The 21,530-nt window shown below is 59.3% G+C and carries 22 protein-coding genes; 6 read left to right on the forward strand and 16 right to left on the reverse strand.

The features are described from left to right. Window positions 1-58 precede the first annotated feature (58 nt). The 15 genes from ACS92L_RS07470 to ACS92L_RS07540 form a co-directional block, all read right to left on the reverse strand. The gene (locus tag ACS92L_RS07470; RefSeq protein ID WP_438768172.1) at window positions 59-1,126 is read right to left on the reverse strand and encodes a glycosyltransferase family 2 protein; all 1,068 of its coding nucleotides are present in this window, start codon (window positions 1,124-1,126) and stop codon (window positions 59-61) included. Next, complete coding sequence (locus tag ACS92L_RS07475; RefSeq protein ID WP_438768173.1) at window positions 1,107-2,630, reverse strand: oligosaccharide flippase family protein; 1,524 nt, start codon at window positions 2,628-2,630, stop codon at window positions 1,107-1,109. The genes ACS92L_RS07470 and ACS92L_RS07475 overlap by 20 nt, the downstream gene beginning before the upstream one ends. A gap of 38 nt (window positions 2,631-2,668) precedes the next feature. Next, window positions 2,669-3,703, reverse strand: coding sequence for an ATP-grasp domain-containing protein (locus tag ACS92L_RS07480; RefSeq protein ID WP_438768175.1), 1,035 nt, complete (start codon window positions 3,701-3,703; stop codon window positions 2,669-2,671). A 27-nt stretch (window positions 3,704-3,730) separates the two neighbouring features. Continuing rightward, window positions 3,731-4,246: a GNAT family N-acetyltransferase gene (locus ACS92L_RS07485; protein WP_438768177.1), complete on the reverse strand. Its 516-nt coding sequence runs from the start codon at window positions 4,244-4,246 to the stop codon at window positions 3,731-3,733. Then, on the reverse strand, window positions 4,243-5,328 hold the full coding sequence (locus ACS92L_RS07490) for a DegT/DnrJ/EryC1/StrS family aminotransferase (protein ID WP_438768179.1): 1,086 nt from the start codon (window positions 5,326-5,328) through the stop codon (window positions 4,243-4,245). The genes ACS92L_RS07485 and ACS92L_RS07490 overlap by 4 nt, the downstream gene beginning before the upstream one ends. Then, window positions 5,325-6,194 carry a glucose-1-phosphate thymidylyltransferase RfbA gene (gene rfbA, locus ACS92L_RS07495; protein WP_438768181.1) on the reverse strand — a complete coding sequence of 290 codons (870 nt, stop codon included), beginning with the start codon at window positions 6,192-6,194 and terminating at the stop codon, window positions 5,325-5,327. The genes ACS92L_RS07490 and rfbA overlap by 4 nt, the downstream gene beginning before the upstream one ends. Continuing rightward, window positions 6,191-7,261: a dTDP-glucose 4,6-dehydratase gene (gene rfbB, locus ACS92L_RS07500; protein ID WP_438768183.1), complete on the reverse strand. Its 1,071-nt coding sequence runs from the start codon at window positions 7,259-7,261 to the stop codon at window positions 6,191-6,193. The genes rfbA and rfbB overlap by 4 nt, the downstream gene beginning before the upstream one ends. Window positions 7,262-7,713: 452 nt before the next feature. Then, the gene (locus ACS92L_RS07505; protein WP_438768185.1) at window positions 7,714-8,172 is read right to left on the reverse strand and encodes a DUF3429 domain-containing protein; all 459 of its coding nucleotides are present in this window, start codon (window positions 8,170-8,172) and stop codon (window positions 7,714-7,716) included. Between the two features lie 63 nt (window positions 8,173-8,235). Then, window positions 8,236-8,679, reverse strand: coding sequence for a monovalent cation/H(+) antiporter subunit G (gene mnhG, locus ACS92L_RS07510; RefSeq protein WP_438768187.1), 444 nt, complete (start codon window positions 8,677-8,679; stop codon window positions 8,236-8,238). Continuing rightward, on the reverse strand, window positions 8,672-8,941 hold the full coding sequence (locus tag ACS92L_RS07515) for a monovalent cation/H+ antiporter complex subunit F (protein ID WP_438768188.1): 270 nt from the start codon (window positions 8,939-8,941) through the stop codon (window positions 8,672-8,674). Before ACS92L_RS07515 ends, mnhG begins: the two co-directional genes overlap by 8 nt. A gap of 31 nt (window positions 8,942-8,972) precedes the next feature. Next, complete coding sequence (locus tag ACS92L_RS07520; protein ID WP_438768190.1) at window positions 8,973-9,446, reverse strand: Na+/H+ antiporter subunit E; 474 nt, start codon at window positions 9,444-9,446, stop codon at window positions 8,973-8,975. Continuing rightward, on the reverse strand, window positions 9,443-10,948 hold the full coding sequence (locus tag ACS92L_RS07525) for a Na+/H+ antiporter subunit D (protein WP_438768191.1): 1,506 nt from the start codon (window positions 10,946-10,948) through the stop codon (window positions 9,443-9,445). Before ACS92L_RS07525 ends, ACS92L_RS07520 begins: the two co-directional genes overlap by 4 nt. Then, window positions 10,945-11,292 (reverse strand): Na+/H+ antiporter subunit C, encoded by a 348-nt coding sequence (locus ACS92L_RS07530; protein WP_438768192.1) that lies wholly within the window; start codon window positions 11,290-11,292, stop codon window positions 10,945-10,947. The genes ACS92L_RS07525 and ACS92L_RS07530 overlap by 4 nt, the downstream gene beginning before the upstream one ends. A gap of 30 nt (window positions 11,293-11,322) precedes the next feature. Then, complete coding sequence (locus ACS92L_RS07535; RefSeq protein ID WP_438768439.1) at window positions 11,323-11,745, reverse strand: Na+/H+ antiporter subunit B; 423 nt, start codon at window positions 11,743-11,745, stop codon at window positions 11,323-11,325. Next, window positions 11,742-14,039 (reverse strand): putative monovalent cation/H+ antiporter subunit A, encoded by a 2,298-nt coding sequence (locus ACS92L_RS07540; RefSeq protein WP_438768194.1) that lies wholly within the window; start codon window positions 14,037-14,039, stop codon window positions 11,742-11,744. Before ACS92L_RS07540 ends, ACS92L_RS07535 begins: the two co-directional genes overlap by 4 nt. 551 nt (window positions 14,040-14,590) lie before the next feature. Between ACS92L_RS07540 and ACS92L_RS07545 the strand changes: the two genes are divergently transcribed. The 6 genes from ACS92L_RS07545 to ACS92L_RS07570 are packed head-to-tail and all read left to right on the forward strand — an operon-like array spanning window position 14,591 to window position 20,450. Continuing rightward, window positions 14,591-17,383: a monovalent cation/H+ antiporter subunit A gene (locus ACS92L_RS07545; RefSeq protein ID WP_438768195.1), complete on the forward strand. Its 2,793-nt coding sequence runs from the start codon at window positions 14,591-14,593 to the stop codon at window positions 17,381-17,383. Continuing rightward, the gene (locus tag ACS92L_RS07550; protein ID WP_438768196.1) at window positions 17,383-17,736 is read left to right on the forward strand and encodes a Na+/H+ antiporter subunit C; all 354 of its coding nucleotides are present in this window, start codon (window positions 17,383-17,385) and stop codon (window positions 17,734-17,736) included. The genes ACS92L_RS07545 and ACS92L_RS07550 overlap by 1 nt, the downstream gene beginning before the upstream one ends. Then, a complete protein-coding gene (locus tag ACS92L_RS07555) occupies window positions 17,733-19,268 on the forward strand; it encodes a monovalent cation/H+ antiporter subunit D (protein WP_438768197.1) in 1,536 nt (511 codons plus the stop codon). Before ACS92L_RS07550 ends, ACS92L_RS07555 begins: the two co-directional genes overlap by 4 nt. Further along, window positions 19,258-19,749, forward strand: coding sequence for a Na+/H+ antiporter subunit E (locus tag ACS92L_RS07560; protein ID WP_438768199.1), 492 nt, complete (start codon window positions 19,258-19,260; stop codon window positions 19,747-19,749). The genes ACS92L_RS07555 and ACS92L_RS07560 overlap by 11 nt, the downstream gene beginning before the upstream one ends. Then, complete coding sequence (locus tag ACS92L_RS07565) at window positions 19,746-20,015, forward strand: K+/H+ antiporter subunit F (protein ID WP_090133492.1); 270 nt, start codon at window positions 19,746-19,748, stop codon at window positions 20,013-20,015. Before ACS92L_RS07560 ends, ACS92L_RS07565 begins: the two co-directional genes overlap by 4 nt. A gap of 9 nt (window positions 20,016-20,024) precedes the next feature. Further along, window positions 20,025-20,450 carry a Na+/H+ antiporter subunit G gene (locus ACS92L_RS07570; RefSeq protein ID WP_438768200.1) on the forward strand — a complete coding sequence of 142 codons (426 nt, stop codon included), beginning with the start codon at window positions 20,025-20,027 and terminating at the stop codon, window positions 20,448-20,450. 26 nt (window positions 20,451-20,476) lie between these two features. Here ACS92L_RS07570 and hemH read toward each other — a convergent pair whose 3' ends face one another. Beyond that, window positions 20,477-21,466: a ferrochelatase gene (gene hemH, locus ACS92L_RS07575; protein ID WP_438768201.1), complete on the reverse strand. Its 990-nt coding sequence runs from the start codon at window positions 21,464-21,466 to the stop codon at window positions 20,477-20,479. Between the last annotated feature and the right edge of the window lie 64 nt (window positions 21,467-21,530).

The following is a 21,530-nucleotide window of genomic DNA, read 5'->3' on the forward strand; positions in this document are numbered from 1 at the left end:
ACAAGGCCCCTGAACCCAGCAGGCTTCAGGGGCCTTTAGTGTCGGCTCTGCGACCCTGTCAGGCGCGGTCCGTCGAGCGACGCCGTCGCTGATACTGATGACGCATCGCCATCAGACGGCTTGCCAGCCGAGGGGTGCGACGCAGCGCAAACAGCAGCCGCTGAGGCGTGGAGATGGCCTGCTGATGCATGCTTGAGGCAATCGCATCACGAAAGCCGCGATAGCGACCCGCCTGAAGATATTCTACCGAGGCGTAATACCAGCGCCGCGCCATGGCAAGCGTTATGGCCGGTGTGTGGGAGGCGTCGAGCTGATTGGCCAGATACCCCATACATTCGGCATGACGGGCCATGAAGTCCTGATGACGGGCATAGCGTTGATCGTCTTCCAGCTGACGCTGCTGCTGGGACCATGACCCCTGGGCCTGAGTGCGATAGACCGCCATGACATGCGGCAGATAAAGCGCCCCGGCCGGCCGGGCCGCCAGCACCTGAAGGTAAAAATCCCCCACCGGCGCCGTGGTATAAAACCATTCGGGCAGGCGCTCCAGCACACCTCGATGCAGCATCAGCGAGGGTGAGGGGCAATAGTCGCCGGTGTGGACCAGCAGCTCGTCGAGCGATACCACGCGTTCGTGGTTGCGGCTGTCCTGCGCCTCGATATGCAGGCTCTCCTGATCGGGACCACGACGCATCACGTTGTGATAGCTGATCGCGATGTCCGGTCTGGCCTGCATGGCCCGATACTGGCGGGCAAGCTTTTGTTCATCGCACCAGAAGTCATCACCCTCACACAGCGCCAGATACTCGCCTCGGGCAAAGCCTGCCGCCATCGGCATGATGCGACGCCCTTTCTGATACTGGTTTTCATCACGCAATACGGCCCGGATAACCCGCGGATACTGTTTTGCATACTCGTCAACGATCGCGGCGGTGCCATCGGTGGAGGCATCATCGTGGATGATGATTTCAAAGCAGAAATCCGTTTTCTGTTGCAGAAAGCCTTCGATGGCCTCCCGGATATAGCCTGCCTGATTGAAGGTTGTGCAGATGACGCTGACCTCCGGCGTCTGTGCACCGACAGGCCACTGCCGGACAAGCATCTCTTCAGTGGGTAGCGCGGTCATGCTTTCTCTCCTGCAAACGGCGAATGATCATGTCCCTTCCTACCGAGGAGACGACGGCATTGACCAGCAGGATGGCGATACCCATGGCCATCAGACTGACAAATATCCAGGGTCTGGGCAGCGACCAGAGCGCCAGATCAAGCCACTGATACAACAGCAGCATCAGCGCCGTGGCGACCGCACAGGGTAGAATGTCTCGGGTCATCCACTGACCATGAATGCCCGGTGCGAACCTTGAATGTACAAAGGGCGTCCATGACACAAACGAGAGCAGGCGAAAGCCAAACCAGGCCACGGCGACACCGATCGCCTGCCACTGCCAGGCCGCCACCACGACCACCGGCACCACGATCAGCACCGACACCGTGTTATAGATGACATGCAGTCGCAGCTTGCCGTGGGCGTACTGGAGGTAATACTGAAAGGCACCGATGGCGAGCAGGCCGTTGCCCAGCGCATACCACAGAAGGATGGGAGCACCCCACTGTGCCGCTTCCATGTTGCCGGTCCAGGCATACAGCAGCTGGCCCCCGTACAGGGCCACCATACCGGCCACCGGCAGCAGCGTGGCCGCGATGAACTGGGAGGCACGCCGGTAGAGACGCAGCATCTGCGCCTCCTCCTGACTGGCCAGCAGCCCGGTCATGCGCGGCATCAGGGCGCGACTGATCGGCATGGTCAGCGTCATGATCGCGTTGGCCACGACCACGACCAGGGTAAAGTAGCCATATTCCGACAGCGGCAGAAACGACGAGAGCAACAGCTTGTCGAGCTGCGTCATCAATATCCAGATACCGGCGGTGTAGGCCACGCCGCCGGCAAAGGGCAGCACCGGACGCACCACGGCCCATGAAAACCCCTGCCACCGTTCGCGCCCGCCCAGCAGGCGATAGAACATGACGCCCATCACCAGAAGCTCCAGCAGCGCAATGGCGATCTGGTATTCGAAATAGGCGCTGGGCTGTGTACTGACGAACTGCAAAATCAGCAATACGCCAACGAACTTGAACGTAGCGATCACGACGTTGGCCACGTTCAGCGACACCTGGCGCTCCAGTCCCTGAATGCCGCTTCGATATAATGATGCCAGCCAGCGCATACCGATCATGAAACCCATCAGCACGATGCACCAGGCCACCTCCTCGCGTGACAGCGTGTCGACCTCGAGCCAGTGATTGGCAATCCAGTCGCTGCCCAGCGTGATTGACACGACCATGGCGACCGCCAGCCCAAGAAAAACAATCTCAAGGCTTCGCACCAGCCCGCGCAGCTGTTGCCACTGCTCGCCCTGATGCGTGGCCGCCCTCGCCGTTTCACGGGCCAGGGTGGGCGACATGCCCATATCCAGCAGATTGAGCCAGGCCTGCAATACGATAAAAAAGCCCACCAGACCGTAGGCTTCCTCGCCCATCCAGGCCAGATAGAAGGGATAAACGATAATACCGATCAGCGTGGTGTAAAGCTGACCGGCATAGTTGGCAAGCGCATTGGCCTTGACCGACACGACGTACTCCTGTCAAACGAAACCGCGGGTCATGTTGATCAAACGTTTTTTTCGGGCTCGGGCGCCTGCATGGGGACCAGCGCCTTGAGCCCGAAGGTCCCGATGCGGGCCGTGGCAGGTGCCGCCGGCTCTCCCCGGGCTAGGCGCACCAGCATTTCAGGGTAGTTGGCCCCGGCCAGATGCGAGAAGGGATAGCCGCCGCCAAAGCGGGCGTTGAACTCGATCACGGCCAGACGGTCGCCGCTGACCATGACATCGACATCCAGATTACCCACATGCCCAAGCTGGCGCCCCAGGCGCTCGCCCAGCTTCGTCAGTGCCGGCATGTCCACCACCTCGGCCACATCGGTTTCACCCGAGCGCATTCGCACCTTGCGCTTGACGGTGGTGATCACGTGGCGGCGCTCAAAATCGTTGAAGATATCGAGCCCGTACTCCTGCCCGGCAATGCCTTCCTGAATCAACACGTCGCCGCGGCCATCCTTTTCAATAACGCGATCTTCCATCAGCGTGAGATAGCTGCGGGCAATGGCGCGGCGGGTATGTTCATGAAAAAAGCTCAGCTCCTGAGCATCACGAGCCACCTGAACCCCGATGGACCCCATGCCCCAGCGAGGCTTCACAAACAGCGGCCAGCGTACCTCACCGGCGTTGACAGCCTCCAGCGCCGATGAAAGTGACGCCCAGGTGCGCGGGCCATCAAAGCCGTGTTCCTGCAAAAATATCTGGGTACGCCATTTGTCATTGGCGATATCCACGACCGCCTCATCCGGGACAGCAACCCGAATGCCGCGCGCGGCAAATCGATCCCGGGCGGCGCTGAGAAAAGGCAGATCGATATCGAAAAGCGACACCACCAGCTCAACCTTTTCCTTCTGCGCAATATCAAGCAGCGCGTCGATATAGCCTGCATCGTTGACGCCGGGCACCTCATAGGCCCGATCGGCACGCCACATGCCATCGGTCAGGGGATCACTATTGGCTGCGATAACACGCCCCTGCCCGGCGAGCGCCTCGCGGAAATAGTCCACCAGATAGCCTCGCCGGCCAACGCAGGACAGCAGTACGTTCATGAATTCTCCCTGTGAAAGTCGCCGTCGTTACGGTGCATGATGCGAGCCGGCGTTATCGGGTCGATTCCCGAGCGCCATGATCAGCTGCAGCGACTCGACGCCCCACTCATTGGTTTCCACCCGATCGATCACGAACCCCATGTCCTCATAGAAGGCCAGGATTTTGCCGCGATGCCAGGTCCTGGCTCTCAGGTCGTGCATGCCGGCCTGCCGACAGGATTCGATCCCCTTCGACAGCAGCGGCCTGGCGATGCCGCTGCCGCGATAGTCCGGCAGCACACCAAAGAAGGTGGCATAGGCCTGATAGTGCTCATGGTCATTGGCATAGCAGGCGATGGCCGCCACGACTTTGTCACCATCGAGCACGTAATCGATCTCGGCCAGACGCAACAGCTTGTCAGCGTAGTCAGGCAGATGATGTTGCTCTGACAGGGGCGGCTCGAACTCTTTCTCGACCTGCTCGATAAAGCGTAAAAACGCCTCCGGCGACAGCGCACGGTCGCGGTGGCGATGAAAGGCAAGTTCGGGGGCATCCTGACTCATGCGGTCTCCAGTAGCAGGGCATCTTCGAGATGGCGCATGACCCGTTCGGCATCCTCACCGGTCATGGCCACGAAATTGGGCAGGCAAAGAACCCTTGAGGCGATATCTTCGGCTACGGGCATGTCGACCACAGCGTTATCCGACGTTGCGATACGATTAAGCGCGGGATGGAAATAGCGGCGCGGATGGACCTCCTGCTCGGCCATGTAGGCCACAACCCTCTCCAGCTGCGCCTCACTGCGCAGCAGTACGGGGTAATAGGCATGGTTGATCCCGGCACCGTCGGGCAGGGTCGGCCGTGAGACCGCCAGGTCGCGCCCGTCGATCCAGCGATTGTAGACCCCGGCAATGCTGGCTCGACTTTCAAGAATGTGATCAAGCCATGGCCACAGCGCCAGCCCCATGGCGGCGTGGGCCTCGGAGCCCTTGGCATTGATGCCGGCACCGCCCACCTGCCCGAAGGCACGCAGCGAGGCAATGCGCTCGCTCAGTTTACCGTCGCGGGTAAACAGAGCGCCCCCTTCGATGGTGTGAAAGAGCTTGGTGGCGTGGAAACTGGTGATACTGATATCGCCATAATCCAGCAGACTGCGGCCGAGATGCGTCGATCCAAAGGCATGCGCGCCGTCGTAGATCACCTTCAGCCCATGGCGGCGGGCAATGGCCTCGATGGCTTCTACATCACAGGGATGGCCATAGATGTGCGTGGCCAGAATGGCCGAAGTGTCGGGCGTGATCGCCGCCTCGATCCGCGCCGGGTCAAGGGTCAGCGTCTGTGGATCGATATCGGCAAATACCGGCGTCAGCCCCTCCCACAGCAGCGCATTGAGCGTCGCCACAAAGGAGAACGGTGTCGTGATGACCTCGCCTTTCAGCGCCAGCGCCTTGAAAGCCAGCTGCAGCGCGAGCGTACCGTTGGCCACAAAGTGACAGTGCTCGATATCCAAAAACGTCTGCAGATGCTGCTCGAAAGACTGCACGAGTGGCCCGTGATTGGTGAGCCACTGGCGCGAAAACATGTCGTTGATGTAATGCTGGTAGTCCGCTTCCGGTGGCAGGAAGGGCCGCGTAAAGGGAATCATGTCGGCTCCAGCAGCGAAATCAGATACTGTCCATAGCCGTTTTTCTCCAGCGCCCTGCCCTGCGCCATCAGGGCGTCACTGTCGATCCAGCCGTTACGCCAGGCAATCTCCTCGAGACAGGCCACCTTGTAGCCCTGACGCTTTTCGATGGTTTCAACGAACTGCGCGGCTTCCAGCAGGCTTTCATGCGTGCCGGTATCGAGCCAGGCAAAACCGCGACCCAGCAGTTCGACATTGAGATCGCCCCGCTCCAGATAGGCCTGGTTAACGCTGGTGATTTCAAGCTCGCCTCGCTGAGAAGGCTTGACGCCACGGGCAATGTCCACGACATCGTTGTCGTAGAAGTAGAGACCGGTCACGGCGTAGCGCGACTTCGGCTGGCTGGGTTTTTCCTCCAGCGACAGCACACGCTGCTCACTGTCGAACTCCACCACGCCGAAGCGTTCGGGGTCACGCACCTGATAACCAAAGATCGTGGCACCGGTACCGCGTTCGACGGCACGCTTGAGCCGCGGAACGACCCCGTGCCCGTAGAAGATGTTGTCGCCCAGAATCAGGCAGACACTGTCGTTGCCGATAAACGACTCACCGATAATAAACGCCTGCGCCAGGCCATCGGGGCTGGGCTGCGCGGCGTATTCGATCGATATTCCAAAGCGCTCGCCATTGCCCAGAAGGCGCTGGAACAGACACTGCTCATCGGGCGTGGTAATGATCAGCACTTCCCGGATACCGGCCAGCATCAGAATCGACAGCGGATAGTAGATCATCGGCTTGTCGTGAATGGGCAGAAGCTGTTTCGAGACCCCAAGCGTCAGCGGATACAGCCGGGTACCGCTGCCACCTGCCAGAATAATGCCTTTCATGCGGTTGCCCTCAGCCCCTGACGCTGGCGGGTCTGGTCGTTTTCAACGCCCTGACACCAGTCGCCGTGGTTCAAAAACCATTGCACGGTCTTTTCGATACCGCTTTCGAAGCTCTCCTGCGGACGCCAGCCAAGCTCGCGCTCGATGTGAGAGGCATCGATGGCGTAGCGGCGGTCATGACCGGGGCGGTCGGCCACGTGGGTGATCAGATCATGGAAGCGACTTACACCTTCCGGATGCGGCACGCCCAGACGCTCGAGCACATCACAGATGGTTGTGACGACATCGATATTGCGACGCTCTTCGTGACCGCCGATATTGTAGCTGGTCCCGATTTTGCCCTGCGTCATGACCAGATGAAGCGCGCGGGCGTGATCCTCGACAAACAGCCAGTCACGGATCTGGTGGCCTTCCCCGTAAACCGGGATATCACGCCCCTGCATGGCATTGAGAATCACCAGCGGAATCAGCTTTTCCGGGAAATGCCACGGACCGTAGTTGTTCGAGCAATTCGTGATCAGAGTGGGCAGATCATAGGTACGCTGCCATGCGCGCACCAGATGGTCGGCACTGGCCTTGCTGGCCGCGTAGGGAGAGCTGGGCGCGTAGGAAGAGGTCTCACTGAAGGGCGCGGCCTCCGGTGAGAGATCACCAAACACTTCATCCGTTGAAACATGGTGAAAGCGAAAGCGTTCGCGCTGTTCGCCTTCAAGCCCTTCATACCAGCTGCGCGCGGCCTCCAGCAGGTTGAAGACACCCACGATATTGGTATCGATAAAAACAGCCGGGCCGTCGATGGAGCGGTCGACGTGAGACTCCGCCGCCAGATGGATTACAACATCCGGCTGGTACTGTGAAAACAGCCGGTCAAGCGCCGGACGATCACGAATATCCACCTGCTCCAGGCAGTAGCGAGGGTCCTGATCGATATCGCGCAGCGTGGCGGTATGCCCGGCATAGGTCAGACAGTCGACGTTGATGACACGACACGTGTCGTTGGCGATCAGATGACGTATCAGTGCGGAGCCGATAAAACCGGCCCCCCCGGTGACAATAACTGTCTGCATGATTGCTTATCCCTTGATCCCGTACACTCGACCCATGGTGCTATATAAAAACGGCCGCGGCTTGAGGGAATATTTGTCTTCGGTGACCGGTCCGACACTTCTGGTAATTAATATAAAAACGATATTAGTTACCATGATTTCTCGACGGCATTTATTGCGTTGTGCAACCGAGAATAGACAAATGAAACGATCATATGTTGTGCCGAAACAGCCATGATTTTTCACTACACGGCAAGCTCGCCAAAGAGTGTCAGCCAAAGAAAATAAAAGAATGAGATGTTGTAGGAAGGGCCATACAAAAAGCGCCTCTCATTATTAAATGGAGGCGCCTGCTTTCATACAGAACCAATTAAACACAGTATCGGTATTAAACCTGCCGAATTCATTTCAGCTTGATTTAAGACATATTGTTACAACAGCGTATCAATCAGTGCTGCCGGCCTGTTTGGAAATCACGTCAGCGTCATCAGCAACACGATGGACAAATGCGCCACCACCACCACAACCGTCAGAAGGGTGCGCAGTGACGTATACCATGGCGGCAGCCGCTCGACGCTGTCGGATTGCGCTTCATACAAGCGAATCAGTAAAAACCCCGTCATCAACGCCAGCAGCGCAAAGCGGGGCGCGAGCATTAGCGCCGGCCAGGCCAGCAACGAAGGTGCCATGGCCACCAACATCCGAGAACTGAAGTGATGGCTGCCCTCATGGTCCACGCTCATCGCCACGCCCCAGTGGACCCCGCCCAGAAACGAAAGAATGACCGCGCTGTAATAGAGAAAGGCCTGAAGCGCGAAAGCCTGCCATCCGGGTACGGCAAGCAGGACGACCGCTGCCAGACCGATAAAGGGGACCAGGCCGGCGATACCCAAAAGCCAAGGCAGTGTTGCCAGTTTTTTTCCAGACAGCATGACGGCTTCAATATTCAGAAAATGATGGCAACAGCATAACAACGCCCGGCGTGTGAGGATATATCAGCCTCTGGTGTCGGAGTCGCCCTTGCCCCCCTCGCTTTTGCCGTCATGCTGCACGTTGGTGTTGTCGGCCCCTTTCGTGGTCTTTTTCAAACCGCTGTGGAGCCGATGGCTCAACGGATTGTAGTTGGGCCGCAGCTCATCCTTGACCGTGCCCTTCCAGAGCTCGATGCCGACAAAGTAACCGGCACGACCGATGGCGTGCGCGGCCACCGGCGCCGTCAACAGTACAAAAAAAGTGATGGCGATCGTTCGAGCGAACACGACCTCTTCCAGAAAATGCAGCGCCACGGCCGCCATCAGCAGCATGACCCCAAGCGATGCGCCCTTGGTAGAGGCGTGCATGCGGGTCAAAAGATCCGGCAGTCGTGCAATGCCAAGCGCGGCAATCAGCATGAAAAGAGAACCCACCAGGAGCAAAAAGCCCTGCAATAATTCAATCATCCCGGCGGCCTCCACGTTCCAGAAAGCGGGCAAATCCGACAGCCGCCAGAAAGGACATCAATGCCACCACGATGGCCACATCCAGAAAGCTGGCTTCATCGCTTTGAAGCGCGTGTGTCCCGATGATCCCGACGATGATCATCGACAAAAGCTCCAGTGCCACAACGCGATCCGGCAGGCTGGGGCCGATCACCAGGCGCACGAAGCAGAGCACCATGGAGATGGCCAGAATGGCAAAACTCAAATGGATCAGTATCTGCATGTGTCCCTCATCACGTTTTTGATCATCGCGGTCATCGCAGCACCGCCAGCGCACGGCGCTCCATTTCCTGAAGATCCTTTCTCAATGCCTGCTCGTCATCGAGGAACATGGCATGAATGAACAGCACTTCACGATCATCTGAAATATCCAGACTCAGCGTCCCCGGCGTCAGCGAAAACAGATTGGCCACAAACGCGATTTCAAGATCGGTTTTCGCCTCCAGCTCAAAGGCGATAACGCCCGGTTTCATGTGCCAGGGCGGCGTGACAACATCAAAGGCGACCTTGAAGTTGGCCATGAACAGCTCGCGTAAAAAATAGAAGACAAAGGACACGATTCTCGGCAGGCGGGTGCCATAGCCCTTGAGACCCGGCAGCTGATTTTGCAGCAGTAAAATGACCAGGTAGCCAAAGGCCAGCCCCGTCAGCATGCCGCCCATGCTGAAATCACCACTCAGCGCAATCCAGGCCGTCGCCAGTAACAGATTGGTTAAAAGCCCCGTCATGGCTGCTCTCCCAGTACGGCATTGATATAGCCCTGCGGATTCAGAAGCTGCGCAGCCGACGCTTCTGCGACGTCGTAAAGAAGCTGCCCGTTGAGCCCGATGAACACCGTACAGGCCGCCAGTCCCACAACCGGCAGAATCATCAGCCAGAGATGGCGCTGTGATACCTGGCCCACCGCTTTCACGGCATCCTCATCGGGCGCCTTTTTCCAGAACACCTCGGCCCAGATTTTGGTCATTGAATAGAGCGTCAGCAGTCCGACAACCAGAGCGATCACCGTAATGGCGATCTCACCGGCTTCAATACTGGCGCGGATCAAAACAAACTTGGCAAAAAAGCCTGACAGTGGCGGAACACCGGCCAGCGACAGCGCCGGAATCAAAAAGAGCACGCCCAGCAGCGGCCAGGCCTTGTAGACCCCGCCCAGCTTTTTAAGATCATGGGTGCCCTTCAATCGATAAACGATGCCGCTGATCAAAAACAGATTGGTCTTCACGATGATGTGGTGAAGGATGTAGAACACCCCGCCAACCAGCGCCAGCGGTGTAAAAAGCGCCAGCCCCATGAGCATGTAGCCGATCTGACTGACAATGTGAAAGGACAGAATCCGCCGGAACTCGAACTGTGCCGCCGCCCCCAACACACCGGTCAGCATGGTCAGCGCCGCCCCCCACAGCAGGATTTCATGGGTAAAGTCCACCGACTGATTAAATATCAGGGTAAAGACACGAAACAGTGCGTAGACCCCTACCTTGGTCAACAGTCCGGCAAACAGCGCCGATACTGCCACCGGTGGTGTGTGATAGGCCGCCGGCAGCCAGAAAAACAGCGGGAACGCCGCCGCCTTGATGCCAAACGAGATCATGAACATGACCGCGACCACATCGATCAGCGTGTTGTCCTCGACCAGGGCAACGCGACGGGCGATATCGGCCATGTTAAGCGTCCCCAGCAGGCCGTAAAGCAGCCCGATGGCGCTGAGAAAGATGACTGATGACAGCAGGTTGAGGGTGACGTACTTGATCGCCCCTTCCATCTGCGCGCGCTCGCCACCCAGAATCAGCAGGGCAAAGGAGGCCAGCAGCATCACTTCAAACCAGACATACAGATTAAAGATGTCGCCGGTCAGAAAGGCACCCGCCACACCGGCCAGCAACAGATGCAAAAGCGGGTAGTAGCCAAAGGTTTCGTGACCGCGCCCGATGGTCGGCAGTGAGTAGACCGCCACGGCAAAACCGATGATGCCGGTCAGCACGATCATGATGGCACTCAAAAGATCCGCCACCAGCGTAATGCCAAAGGGCGCTTCCCAGCCGCCGGCATGCATGACCACATGGCCCTGAGCCTGCACACTGACAAACAGCCAGATGCTGACGACCAGCAGCATCGCCGTACCGACAACACCGATCAGCCGCTGCATCATGCGTGAGCGCCAGAAAGCCATCGACAGCGCGCCCGCCGTCAGGGGAATCAGTATGGGGAGGGCTACTTCCGGGCTCACGTGTCGGTATCCTTCATCTGGTCCATATCATCAACCTTGACGATCTGGTAGGCACGGCGAATCAGTACCACGGCGAACGACAGCACGCCGAACGCGATCACGATGGCCGTCAGGACCAGTGCCTGGGGCAGCGGGTCGGCCACGATATCGCCCAGCGGATCACCGTTCATGGGAATCAGTGGCGGTGCATCGCGCGTCATGCCGGCCACCGTGAAGATCAGCAGATTGGCCGCGTTCGAAATCAGGATCAGTCCAATGACCAGCTTGACGATCGATCGCCGCAGCATCATGTAGATGGCAGAGGCGTAAATCACGCCGATGACCACCGCCATTATGGGTTCCATGGAGCGCCCTCCCTTGATGATACGCGCGTGTCATGCCTCATCCTTATCGACCTCCGTCAGCGTGATCACCGCTGTCAATACTGACCCCAGCACGACCAGGTAAACGCCGATATCGAAAATCAACGGCGTCGAGAGCTTGAGTCCCAGAACGTCCCACCACTGTGCGGTCAGAAACGCCTCTCCCTGCCACCAGGCCGGAAAGGCCGAGCCGACGCCCAACAGCAGACCGATACCAATGCAGTCGCGCGGGTCGACACGCAGCAGTCGCCGGGTCGCTTCCGGGCCGTTGACAAACTGATGCAGTGCAAACGCCCCCGCAACCACCAGACCGGCGATGAACCCGCCACCGGGTTCATCGTGGCCGCGCAGTAAAAGAAAAAGGGAGAACAGAATCTGTAGCGGCACCAGGGTCTGGGCGGCTACTGTCAGAATCAAAGTGCCTGTTTTCATTATGCCTTCTTCTCTTTCGCCTGCAGTCTGAGCATGGCCAGCACACCGATTGCCGCCAGTGACAGTACAAAGATCTCACCCAGGGTATCGAGGGCGCGGAAGTCGACCAGGATCACGTTAACGATGTTATGGCCATGTCCGAGCGGCTCGCTGTTTTCGATCATGTACTCGGAAATGGAGGTAAACAGATCCTGTGCCAGTACGGTCAGAATCAGGAGTGTCATCAGCACACCTGTCGCAATGGCCACCACCATGTCACGCACGCGATCCATGGGCGTCGACAGGCTTGAAAACTTCGGCATGCGAAACAGCACCAGAATCAGCAGAATCACGGTCAGGGTTTCGATGAGAAGCTGAGTGATCGCCAGATCCGGCGCACTGAACAGCAAAAAGATGAGGGCGATACCAAAGCCCATGACGCCCGCGGCCGCCACGGCCGCCAGCCGCGAACGCATCATGCAGGCAACGACGGCGCTGGCACCCGTGACCAGTGCAACCACCACTTCCTGCAAACGCACATCAAATTCGATATCAAAGACCGGGCCGTGACGTATCAGCAGCGTATAGCCGGTCAATCCGGTAAAGGTGAGCAGCGTCAGAATCAGGTAGTTGCGCATGTAGCCGCTTTGCAGCAGACGGGTCTGCCACTCGGCCAGACGCACCAGCAGATCCATCAGCTTCCAGTACACGGCCTCCGGCCCCCGATCAAGCACCGGGCTGAACCGATGGATGACACCCCGCACACTCTGCCAGCGCCAGCACACCAGCAGGCCGACACACAGGCTGAACATCGACATCATCAGCGCCGTATTGATGCCGTGCCAGAGATACAGTGAGGCATCGACGCTCTCCCCCCTGACCGCGCTGGCGGCAGCGTTCAAGAGGCCGTCGCCCACAAGCCAGGGCGCAAAGCCCAGTACCAGCGACAGGCCTGCCAGTACACAGGGGCCGGCCAGCATGGACAGCGGCGCCTCGTGCGGCGTCTTTGGCGTGGTCTTGAGCGCGCCGAAAAAGGGCCGCAGCGCTACGATCCCGGCCGCAGCCACCACCAGCACGGAGGCCAGCAGGCTCATGCCGATCAAAAAGCCGGTAAAGCGTGGTGCATCGAGCACCGCTTCAAACATCAGCTCCTTGGCCACGAAACCAAAAAGCGGAATCACACCGCCCAGCGACATGGCCGCCACGAAAGCACACAGGGCCGTAACCGGCATGGCACGACGCAGCCCGCCCATTTCATCGATGTCCTTGGTACCCGTTTCGTGATCAAGGGCCCCGGCCACCATGAACAGCGCACCCTTGTAGAGGGAGTGCGCGGCCAGAAAGGTCACAAAGGCAATCATCGCCGCCTCGCCGCCGATCCCCAGCAGCATGGTTAGCGTGCCCAGTGCCATGACGGTGGAATAGGCCAGTACCTTCTTGATACCGGGATGGCGGATGGCCAGAAAGGCGCCCACGACCATGGTGATGGCACCGACAACGCACAGGATGGCCATCCAGGCCTCGGTGCCCCCGAGCCCGGGCTGCAGACGCGCCATCAGATAGATGCCGGCCTTGACCATGGTGGCCGAGTGCAGATAGGCCGAGACCGGCGTGGGCGCGGCCATGGCGTTGGGCAGCCAGAAGTGAAACGGAAACTGGGCGGACTTGGTAAAGGCACCGCCCAGAAGACACAGCAGCATCGGCAGATACAGCGCGTGCTCGCGCAGGGCATCACCATCGCTGAGCAGTGTCTGCAGCGACCAGCTGCCGCCCACCACGTTAAGCAGAATCAGACCGCTCATGAGCGCCAGGCCACCGGTAAACGTGACCAATAGCCCCTGAAGCGCGGACTTGCGCGCCGCGGCGTCCTCGTGATTGAAGCCGATCAGCAGGTAGGAGGTAATGCTGGTCAGCTCCCAGAAGACGAAAAGCGTCATCAACCCATCCGCCATGACCACACCCAGCATGGAAGACATGAAAGACAGGATCAGCACATAAAAACGGGCAAGCTGTGGGTGACCGTGGAGATAGCCACTGGCATAAATGATGATCAACGTACCGATACCGCTGATCAAAAGACCGAACAAAAGCGACAGGCCATCCAGCCAGAAACTCAGGCTCAACCCGAGACTGGGCGCCCAGGCCTGCTCAAAATAGATACCGCCCGAGCTCAGCACTTCCGGTGCCAGCGACACCAGCCAGACAGCGATGGCGGCTGGATAAAGCGCCAGTACCATTCCGGTACGGCTACCGCAACAGCGAGACAGAAGAGGAACGAGGATGGCCAGGACAAATCCGGTCAACACGGCAATCTGCATGATGCGTTCTCTCTCCTTGTGCTACCTGATGTTACGACCTGACAGCCTGCAAACGGCTAGTAATCACCGTTCGACATCCTTGCCTGTTTATGGAAGAAGGCAGCAAATCGGGCATGATGTGCTATCGTAGGTTCGCATTACAGCGGCAATGGTGTGCTCTTTTCAATCATTTAACCTTAAGATTAAGGTTTGACAGCGAAAAGCACTCCCACACATGGCAGGGGGTATTGCCAGCGCGCCATCTGCAAGGGAGAATCGCCTAACTGCTTGATGTCATTGCATAGCGCAACATTCTGCAAATTATTAATAACAAGGGCCGGCCCCTCACGGGAGACGGCTTCCCGCCCTTGGCGGGTTTCTGTTCGATACCTCTGACCGGCCCTGCAAGGAATCAACTGACGCATGCTGCACCGCGGGATTTGCTCGCTGTGTCGTCTATTCATGATGCCCGTCATCCGGTCTGCTTCAGCGCCTGCGCTGTTGGCCACCGATCCTCGTGGCATGTCGAATAGTCAGTACACTGGAAGCCTTTCATCAGGAAACAAGCATTCATGACCCTGCCCTGGATCCCTCTGCTGACCTTTCTGGGCGTTTTCGTCCCTGCGCTTGCCATACGCGGCGGCAGAACCGTCTGTGCCCTGGCAACCGCCGTCGCACCGGCCATCGCGCTTGGCCTTGTCCTTTATTTTTATCTGGGGCATGCCGGCGAAGAGGTCATGCGCACTTCATTACAGTGGCTGCCTGCAATGGGCCTTGAGCTGGCCTTTCGGCTGGATGGTCTGTCGCTGCTGTTTTTGCTGCTGATCCTCGGCATCGGGCTGTTGATCATCCTTTATACCCGCTATTACCTGTCCGAAAAGGACTCGATGTCGCGGTTCTATGCCTTTTTGATGCTGTTCATGACCGCCATGGTCGGCATTGTCATGTCGGACAATTTATTGCTGCTATGGGGATTCTGGGAACTGACCAGTATCTCTTCCTTTTTGCTGATCAGTTTCTGGTCCCATGAGACAACAGCGCGCAAGGGCGCGCGCATGGCGATGACGGTGACCGGTGCCGGAGGGCTGGCGCTGCTGGCAGGCGTTTTGCTGATCGGCAGGGTCACGGGCACCTATGACATGGGCGTGGTACTCGACAGCCATGATCTGATCACGGCAAGCCCGCTCTACCCGGCCATTCTCGTACTGGTGCTGCTGGGGGCCTTTACCAAATCGGCCCAGTTTCCGTTCCATTTCTGGCTACCCCATGCCATGGCCGCACCCACGCCGGTCTCGGCCTATCTGCACTCGGCCACCATGGTCAAGGCCGGCATCTTTTTGATGCTGCGCCTGCATCCGGCGCTTTCCGGCACCGAACTGTGGACAGTCATCGTCACCCTGACCGGTCTGGTGACCCTGGTGTACGGGGCATGGTTTGCCTTTTTGAAAACCGATCTCAAGGGGATTCTGGCCTTTTCCACCATCAGTCACCTGGGCCTGATCACCTCGCTTCTGGGACTTGGCAATTCACAGGCACTGCTGGCCGCCCTTTTTCACATCATCAATCACGCCCTGTTCAAGGCGTCGCTGTTCATGGCCGCCGGCATCGTGGATCACGAAACCGGCACTCGTGATGTGCGAAAGCTTGGCGGTCTTTACAGGCTCATGCCGATTACGACGGTGCTTACCTGTATTGCCACGGTCTCGATGGCGGGACTGCCGCCGCTGAACGGCTTCATCTCCAAGGAGATGTTTTTCACCGAGGTGCTGTCTTCAAGAGAGTTCGGCGGTCTGGCATGGATCGTGCCCCTGCTGGCGGCGCTGGGCGGCCTGCTGTCCGTGGCCTACTCCCTGCGTCTGGCCTATGCCACCTTTTTCCGCCGCCCTCGTCAGGAGCCGCCCAAAACGCCGCATGAGCCACCGTGGCCGATGCGCTTTCCGGTCGAGCTGCTGGTGGCGCTGTGTATCATCGTGGGACTGGTACCCACCCTGCCCCAGTCGCCGATACTTGAAGACGCCGTACGCGCGACCGTATCCGGCGAGATGCCCGAATTTCACCTGGCGCTCTGGCACGGCATCAATCCGGCGCTGCTGCTGAGCATGGCCGTGATTGTCGGCGGCATCGTGTTGCACCTGCTTCATCGCCATCTGATGCGCTTCAACCGCCAGTTCCGTCCGCAGGACGCCCGCTATATTTTTGAAGCCTTCGTTCAGCGTCTGGTAGGCCTGTGTGAGCGCCTGATCGATCGATTGGAAAACGGCTCGCTGCAGCGCTACATGTTCTGGCTGATGGGCGTTTCCGTGCTGGCCATGGGGCTTGGCCTGGCGGATCTGGACATGCTGGCCGGTAATCTGGAACAGCAGGCGCTGGATCCGATCGTCGTACTGGGCGCCGCACTTTTGATCATGGGCGGCGTGCTGACAGCCGCGCTGCACCGCTATCGCCTGATTTCCCTTTTGATGCTCTCCGTGGTGGGGCTGGTGGTCGCCCTGACCTTTGCCCGTTTCTCGGCGCCCGATCTGGCCCTGACCCAGCTGTCGGTCGAAGTCGTGACCATGATCCTTTTGATGCTGGCACTCTTTTTCCTGCCGCAGAAAACGCCCAAGGAGTCCGGTGGCGCTCGCGTGGTCCGCGACATCCTGATTGCTACAGGCTTTGGTGGCGCAGTGGCGAGTCTCAACTTTGCCGTCCTGACGCGGGATCTCAACAGCATTTCGGAGTTTTTCATCAACCAGAGCGTACCGGGCGGCGGCGGACACAACGTCGTTAACGTCATTCTGGTGGACTTTCGTGGCTTTGATACGCTGGGTGAAATCACGGTGCTGGCCATTGCCGGTCTGGCCATTTTCAAGCTGTTGAACCGTCTTCGTCTGTTCATGCCGGCCACTGACATGGAAGGTCGCCTGTGGTCCGACGACCGCCACCCGACACTGTTGATGGTGGTCTCCCAGACCCTGCTGCCGCTGGCCCTGCTGGTCTCATTTTTCATCTTCCTGCGCGGTCACAACCAGCCAGGCGGTGGCTTCATTGCCGGTCTGATCACGGCGGTGGCTCTGATTCTTTTGTACATGTCACGCGGGGTGGAGTGGGCACAGCAGCGACTGGATTTCCAGTTCCAGCCCATCGCCATTGCCGGTGTGGCCCTGTCGACCGTCACCGGGCTATGCAGCTGGCTGTTTGGCTATCCGTTTTTGACCTCGACCTTTGATCATTTTCACCTGCCCCTGATCGGTGATATCGAGCTGGCCAGTGCCCTGATCTTTGATGGTGGCATTTATCTGGCCGTCGTTGGCGCCACGCTCATGATTCTGGCCAATCTGGGCAAGCTCACGACCGCCCACCGACCCAACAAGGACACACCCTGATGGAAGCACTCTACGCCATCACCACCGGTATCCTGACGGCCAGCGGCGTCTATCTGACCCTGCGCGGACGTACCTTTCCGGTCGTCGTCGGACTGACGCTGCTCTCCTATGCCGTCAATCTGTTTTTGTTCTCCATGGGCGGGCTGACCACACACGGGGCGGCACTGGTCGGCACCAATGACAACTACGCCGACCCGCTACCGCAGGCACTGGTACTGACCGCCATCGTCATCGGCTTTGCCATGACCGCCTTTGCCATCATTCTGGCGATGCGCGCCAGAGGCGATCTGGGCAGCGACAGCGTCGATGGCAGCCGTACCGATCGTGACGACCCGCGGGAGAACAAGGCGTGATGCAGCATCTGCCCATTCTCCCGGTTCTGTTGCCCCTGATAACGGCCATCATCCTGCTGCGAAAGCGTGAAGGGGCCGATCCGGTCAGGCGCACCATCTCCATTACCGCCACGGCGCTGTTGGTGGCGGTGGGCTTCTGGCTGGTCAGCCAGGTCGCCGGCGGCGACACGCTGGTCTATCGCCTGGGCAACTGGCAGGCCCCCTATGGCATCGTGGTGGTGGCCGATCGCCTGTCGGCCATGATGATACTGCTGACCGCTTTGCTGGCACTGGGAAGCGTCATCCACGCCAGCGGTGGCGAAGACAATCAGGGCTCCAACTTCCACGGGCTCTTTCACCTGCAGCTCATGGGCATCAACGGTGCGTTTTTGACCGGCGATCTGTTCAACCTGTTTGTCTTTTTCGAGGTGCTGCTGCTGGCCTCCTATGCGTTGTTGATGCATGGCGGGGGCAAGTCACGCGTGCAGGCGGGCGTACACTACGTGGTGCTGAACCTGGCAGGCTCGTCCCTGTTTCTGATCGCGCTGGGCGTTTTGTACGGCACGATCGGCACGCTCAACATGGCCGATATGGCCGAACGCGTCAGTCAGCTGCCGGCCGATCGACAGGGCCTTGTCCGGGCCGGCGCGCTGCTGCTGTTGGTGGTCTTTGGCCTCAAGGCCGCCATTCTGCCGCTCTATTTCTGGCTGCCACGCGCCTACAGTTCGGCGCCGGCGCCAATCGCGGCGCTGTTCTCCATCATGACCAAGGTGGGGATCTACGCCATCTTTCGTGTCTATACACTGATTTTCGGGGAACAGGCTGGTGACCTCTCGAACCTGGCGCAGCCCTGGCTGTGGTGGGGCGGGCTGGCCACCCTTGCCATGGCGACGATCGCCGTGCTGGCCGCGCGCGATCTGCGCATGCAGATCTCTTATTTCACGCTGATCTCGGTCGGCACCCTGTTGTGCGGACTGGGCATGGACAGCACGGCCTCGCGCGGCGCCATGCTGTTCTATCTGATCCATACCACCCTGATCAACGGCGGGCTTTTCCTGCTGGCCGATTTGATCGCCGATCAGCGCGGCAAGGTGGGTACACGTATCGTGCGCAGCAGAAAGTTCAAGTACGCCACCCTGTTCAGCGCCCTTTACATGATCGGCGCTGTCAGTTCGGCCGGACTTCCGCCGCTGTCGGGAGCGCTGGCCAAGGCGTGGCTGATGTCGACGGCCACCCTGTCGGAAGGCCTCTGGCTGTGGCCGCTGCTGCTGCTGTCCAGCCTGGCAGGCGTTGTGGCCGCCTCGCGTGCCGGCTCGACCGTCTTCTGGCGCTACAATAACGGCGACCGGGTCAGTGAGCGTCTCTCGCGAGGCAAGATGGTGGGAACGGTTGTACTGTTGTCGGCGGCGCCGCTGCTGGTCGTACTGGCAGGCCCCATCGGCGGTTATACCCACGCCACGGCCGAACAGGTGGCCGATACCGCCCAGTATCGCAGCGCCGTGCTGGGCGATACCTCTTCAGTTGCGTCAGGAGCGTCTGTCGATGCTGATTAAACGCTGCCTTCCAAGGCCTATCCTCTCCCTGATCCTGACGCTGGTCTGGATCATGTTGTCTGACGTCATTACCTATGGCTCCGTGATCATGGGCGCCATCCTGGGCATCGCCATTCCGCTCATGACGCAGCGCTTCTGGGATGCCCAGCCGGTGGTCAAAAAACCGCTGCTGTTGCTGCGATACACCCTGCGCGTCATGGTGGATATCCTGCTGGCCAATCTGGAAGTGGCCTGGCTGATCGCCCGCCCCTGGCGGCGCCCTCGCCCGGCCTTCGTCGAGTACCCGCTGACGCTCAAGCGCGATTTCAGCATCACGCTTTTGGCCAGCACCATCAGTCTGACGCCGGGCACCATTTCGGCGAACCTGCGACTCGACGGGCGCAGCCTGCTGATTCACGTGCTGGATACCGACGATGAACAGGCCATCATCGACGAGATATACAACCGCTACGAGCGACCGCTCATGGAGATTTACGAATGATCGGTATTGCGCTGTGGATCAGCTTTTTTCTGGTCGCCATGGCCATCGTTCTCAACGCCTACCGGCTGCTGGTGGGGCCTTCCCTGCCGGATCGCATCATTGCGCTCGATACCATGTACGTGAACAGCATTGCCCTGATCATCCTGTACACGATCTGGCTGAGCACCCGGGTCTATTTTGAAGGGGCCCTGCTGATCGCCATGCTGGGATTTATCAGTACCGTTGCCGTATGCAAGTACCTGCTGCGCGGCGACATTATCGAATAGGAGGCCATCATGGCGTGGTTGGACAAGGCATGGATCGACACGGCGCTCGAGGCGCTGACGGCCTTTTTTCTGATCGCCGGCGGGCTGATTACCTTCATCAGCTCGTTTGGCATGGTGCATCTGCGTGACTTTTATCTACGCATGCATGGCCCGGCCAAGGCCACAACGCTGGGCGTCGGACTGATTCTGGTCGCCTGCATGCTGTATTTTGTATTGATCGAGCGCACCTTTCACATTCAGCTGCTTCTGGTCACCATCTTTTTGCTGATCACGGCCCCCATCAGTGCCCACCTGCTGGCCAAGGTGGCACTGCATCAAAAGCTGCCCAGCGACTCCTCGACAACCGGGGCGCCCAGCGAGCTTCGCGAAGAGGATGTGGCCCAGGAGCCGGATACGCCGCATCCGGAAGACCCGGGCAGCGGTCAGCGCCCCTGAGGCGCTGACCGCCCGCCAGCCGGATTTCAGCGCCAGTTGCGCGTGTTTCTCTCGACCAGCCCTGCCAGCGCCTCAATGTGACTTTCGCGGTCGTTGAGCGCCGGTACGTAGGTATAGTCTTCACCACCGGCTTCAACGAAGTATTCGCGGTTTTCTTCCTGAATCTCTTCCAGCGTTTCCAGACAGTCGGCTGCAAAGCCCGGACAGATGACATCAATGCCGGGGGTGGTCTTCACATCCCAGTTCTTGAGCGTCTCGTCGGTGTAGGGCTTGAGCCACTCTTCGCGCCCGAAACGGGACTGAAAGGTCATGGTCCACTCGCTGTCCTCAAGCCCCAGCTCCCGAGCCAGTGCCTCACTGGTCGCCCGACAGTGTTTCGGGTAGGGGTCGCCTTCCTGGGCATAGCGTTTGGGAATGCCGTGCCAGGAGATCAGCAGATGATTTTGTTTGCCGCGCGTGGCCCAGTGCTCGCGAACGCTTTCGGCCAGCGCCGAGATGTAGCCGCTGTCGTCATGATAGTCGCGGATAAAATGCATCTCGGGAATATCCGGACACGGCTTGAGCGCATCGGCCAGGCGGTCGAAGACGGCCGCTGTGGTGGTGCGTGAGTACTGCGGGTAGAGCGGCAGCACCACGATGCGATTGACCCCGGCACGACGAAAGGTGAGACCGGCACTTTCCATGGTCGGCCGGCCGTAGGTCATGCCAAGTTCGACCGGGATATCACAGCCGTACTGCGCGTCCAGATGCGCCTTGAGCGCACGCTGCTGTCGACGGCCGATGGCCAGCAGCGGCGAGCCTTCCTCCTCCCAGACGCTGGCATAGGCCTCGGCCACTCGCTTGGGGCGCGTTCGAAGGACAATGGCGTTGAGAATGAACCACCACAGCGGGCGGGAAACATCGATGACTCGCCGATCCCACAAAAATTCACCCAGATAGCGGCGCACGGCGGCAGGGGTGGGTTCATCCGGGGTGCCAAGATTGGCCAGCAGTACGCCGAAGGGGGCCTGCGCCATGTCTATACTCCTTGCAGTGACCAGAGGGTCTTGATTATGCCAGCCCTCAAAAAAGAACGACCTT

The organism is Kushneria halocnemicola (assembly GCF_965650455.1).
In the GTDB taxonomy this organism is placed as follows: domain Bacteria; phylum Pseudomonadota; class Gammaproteobacteria; order Pseudomonadales; family Halomonadaceae; genus Kushneria.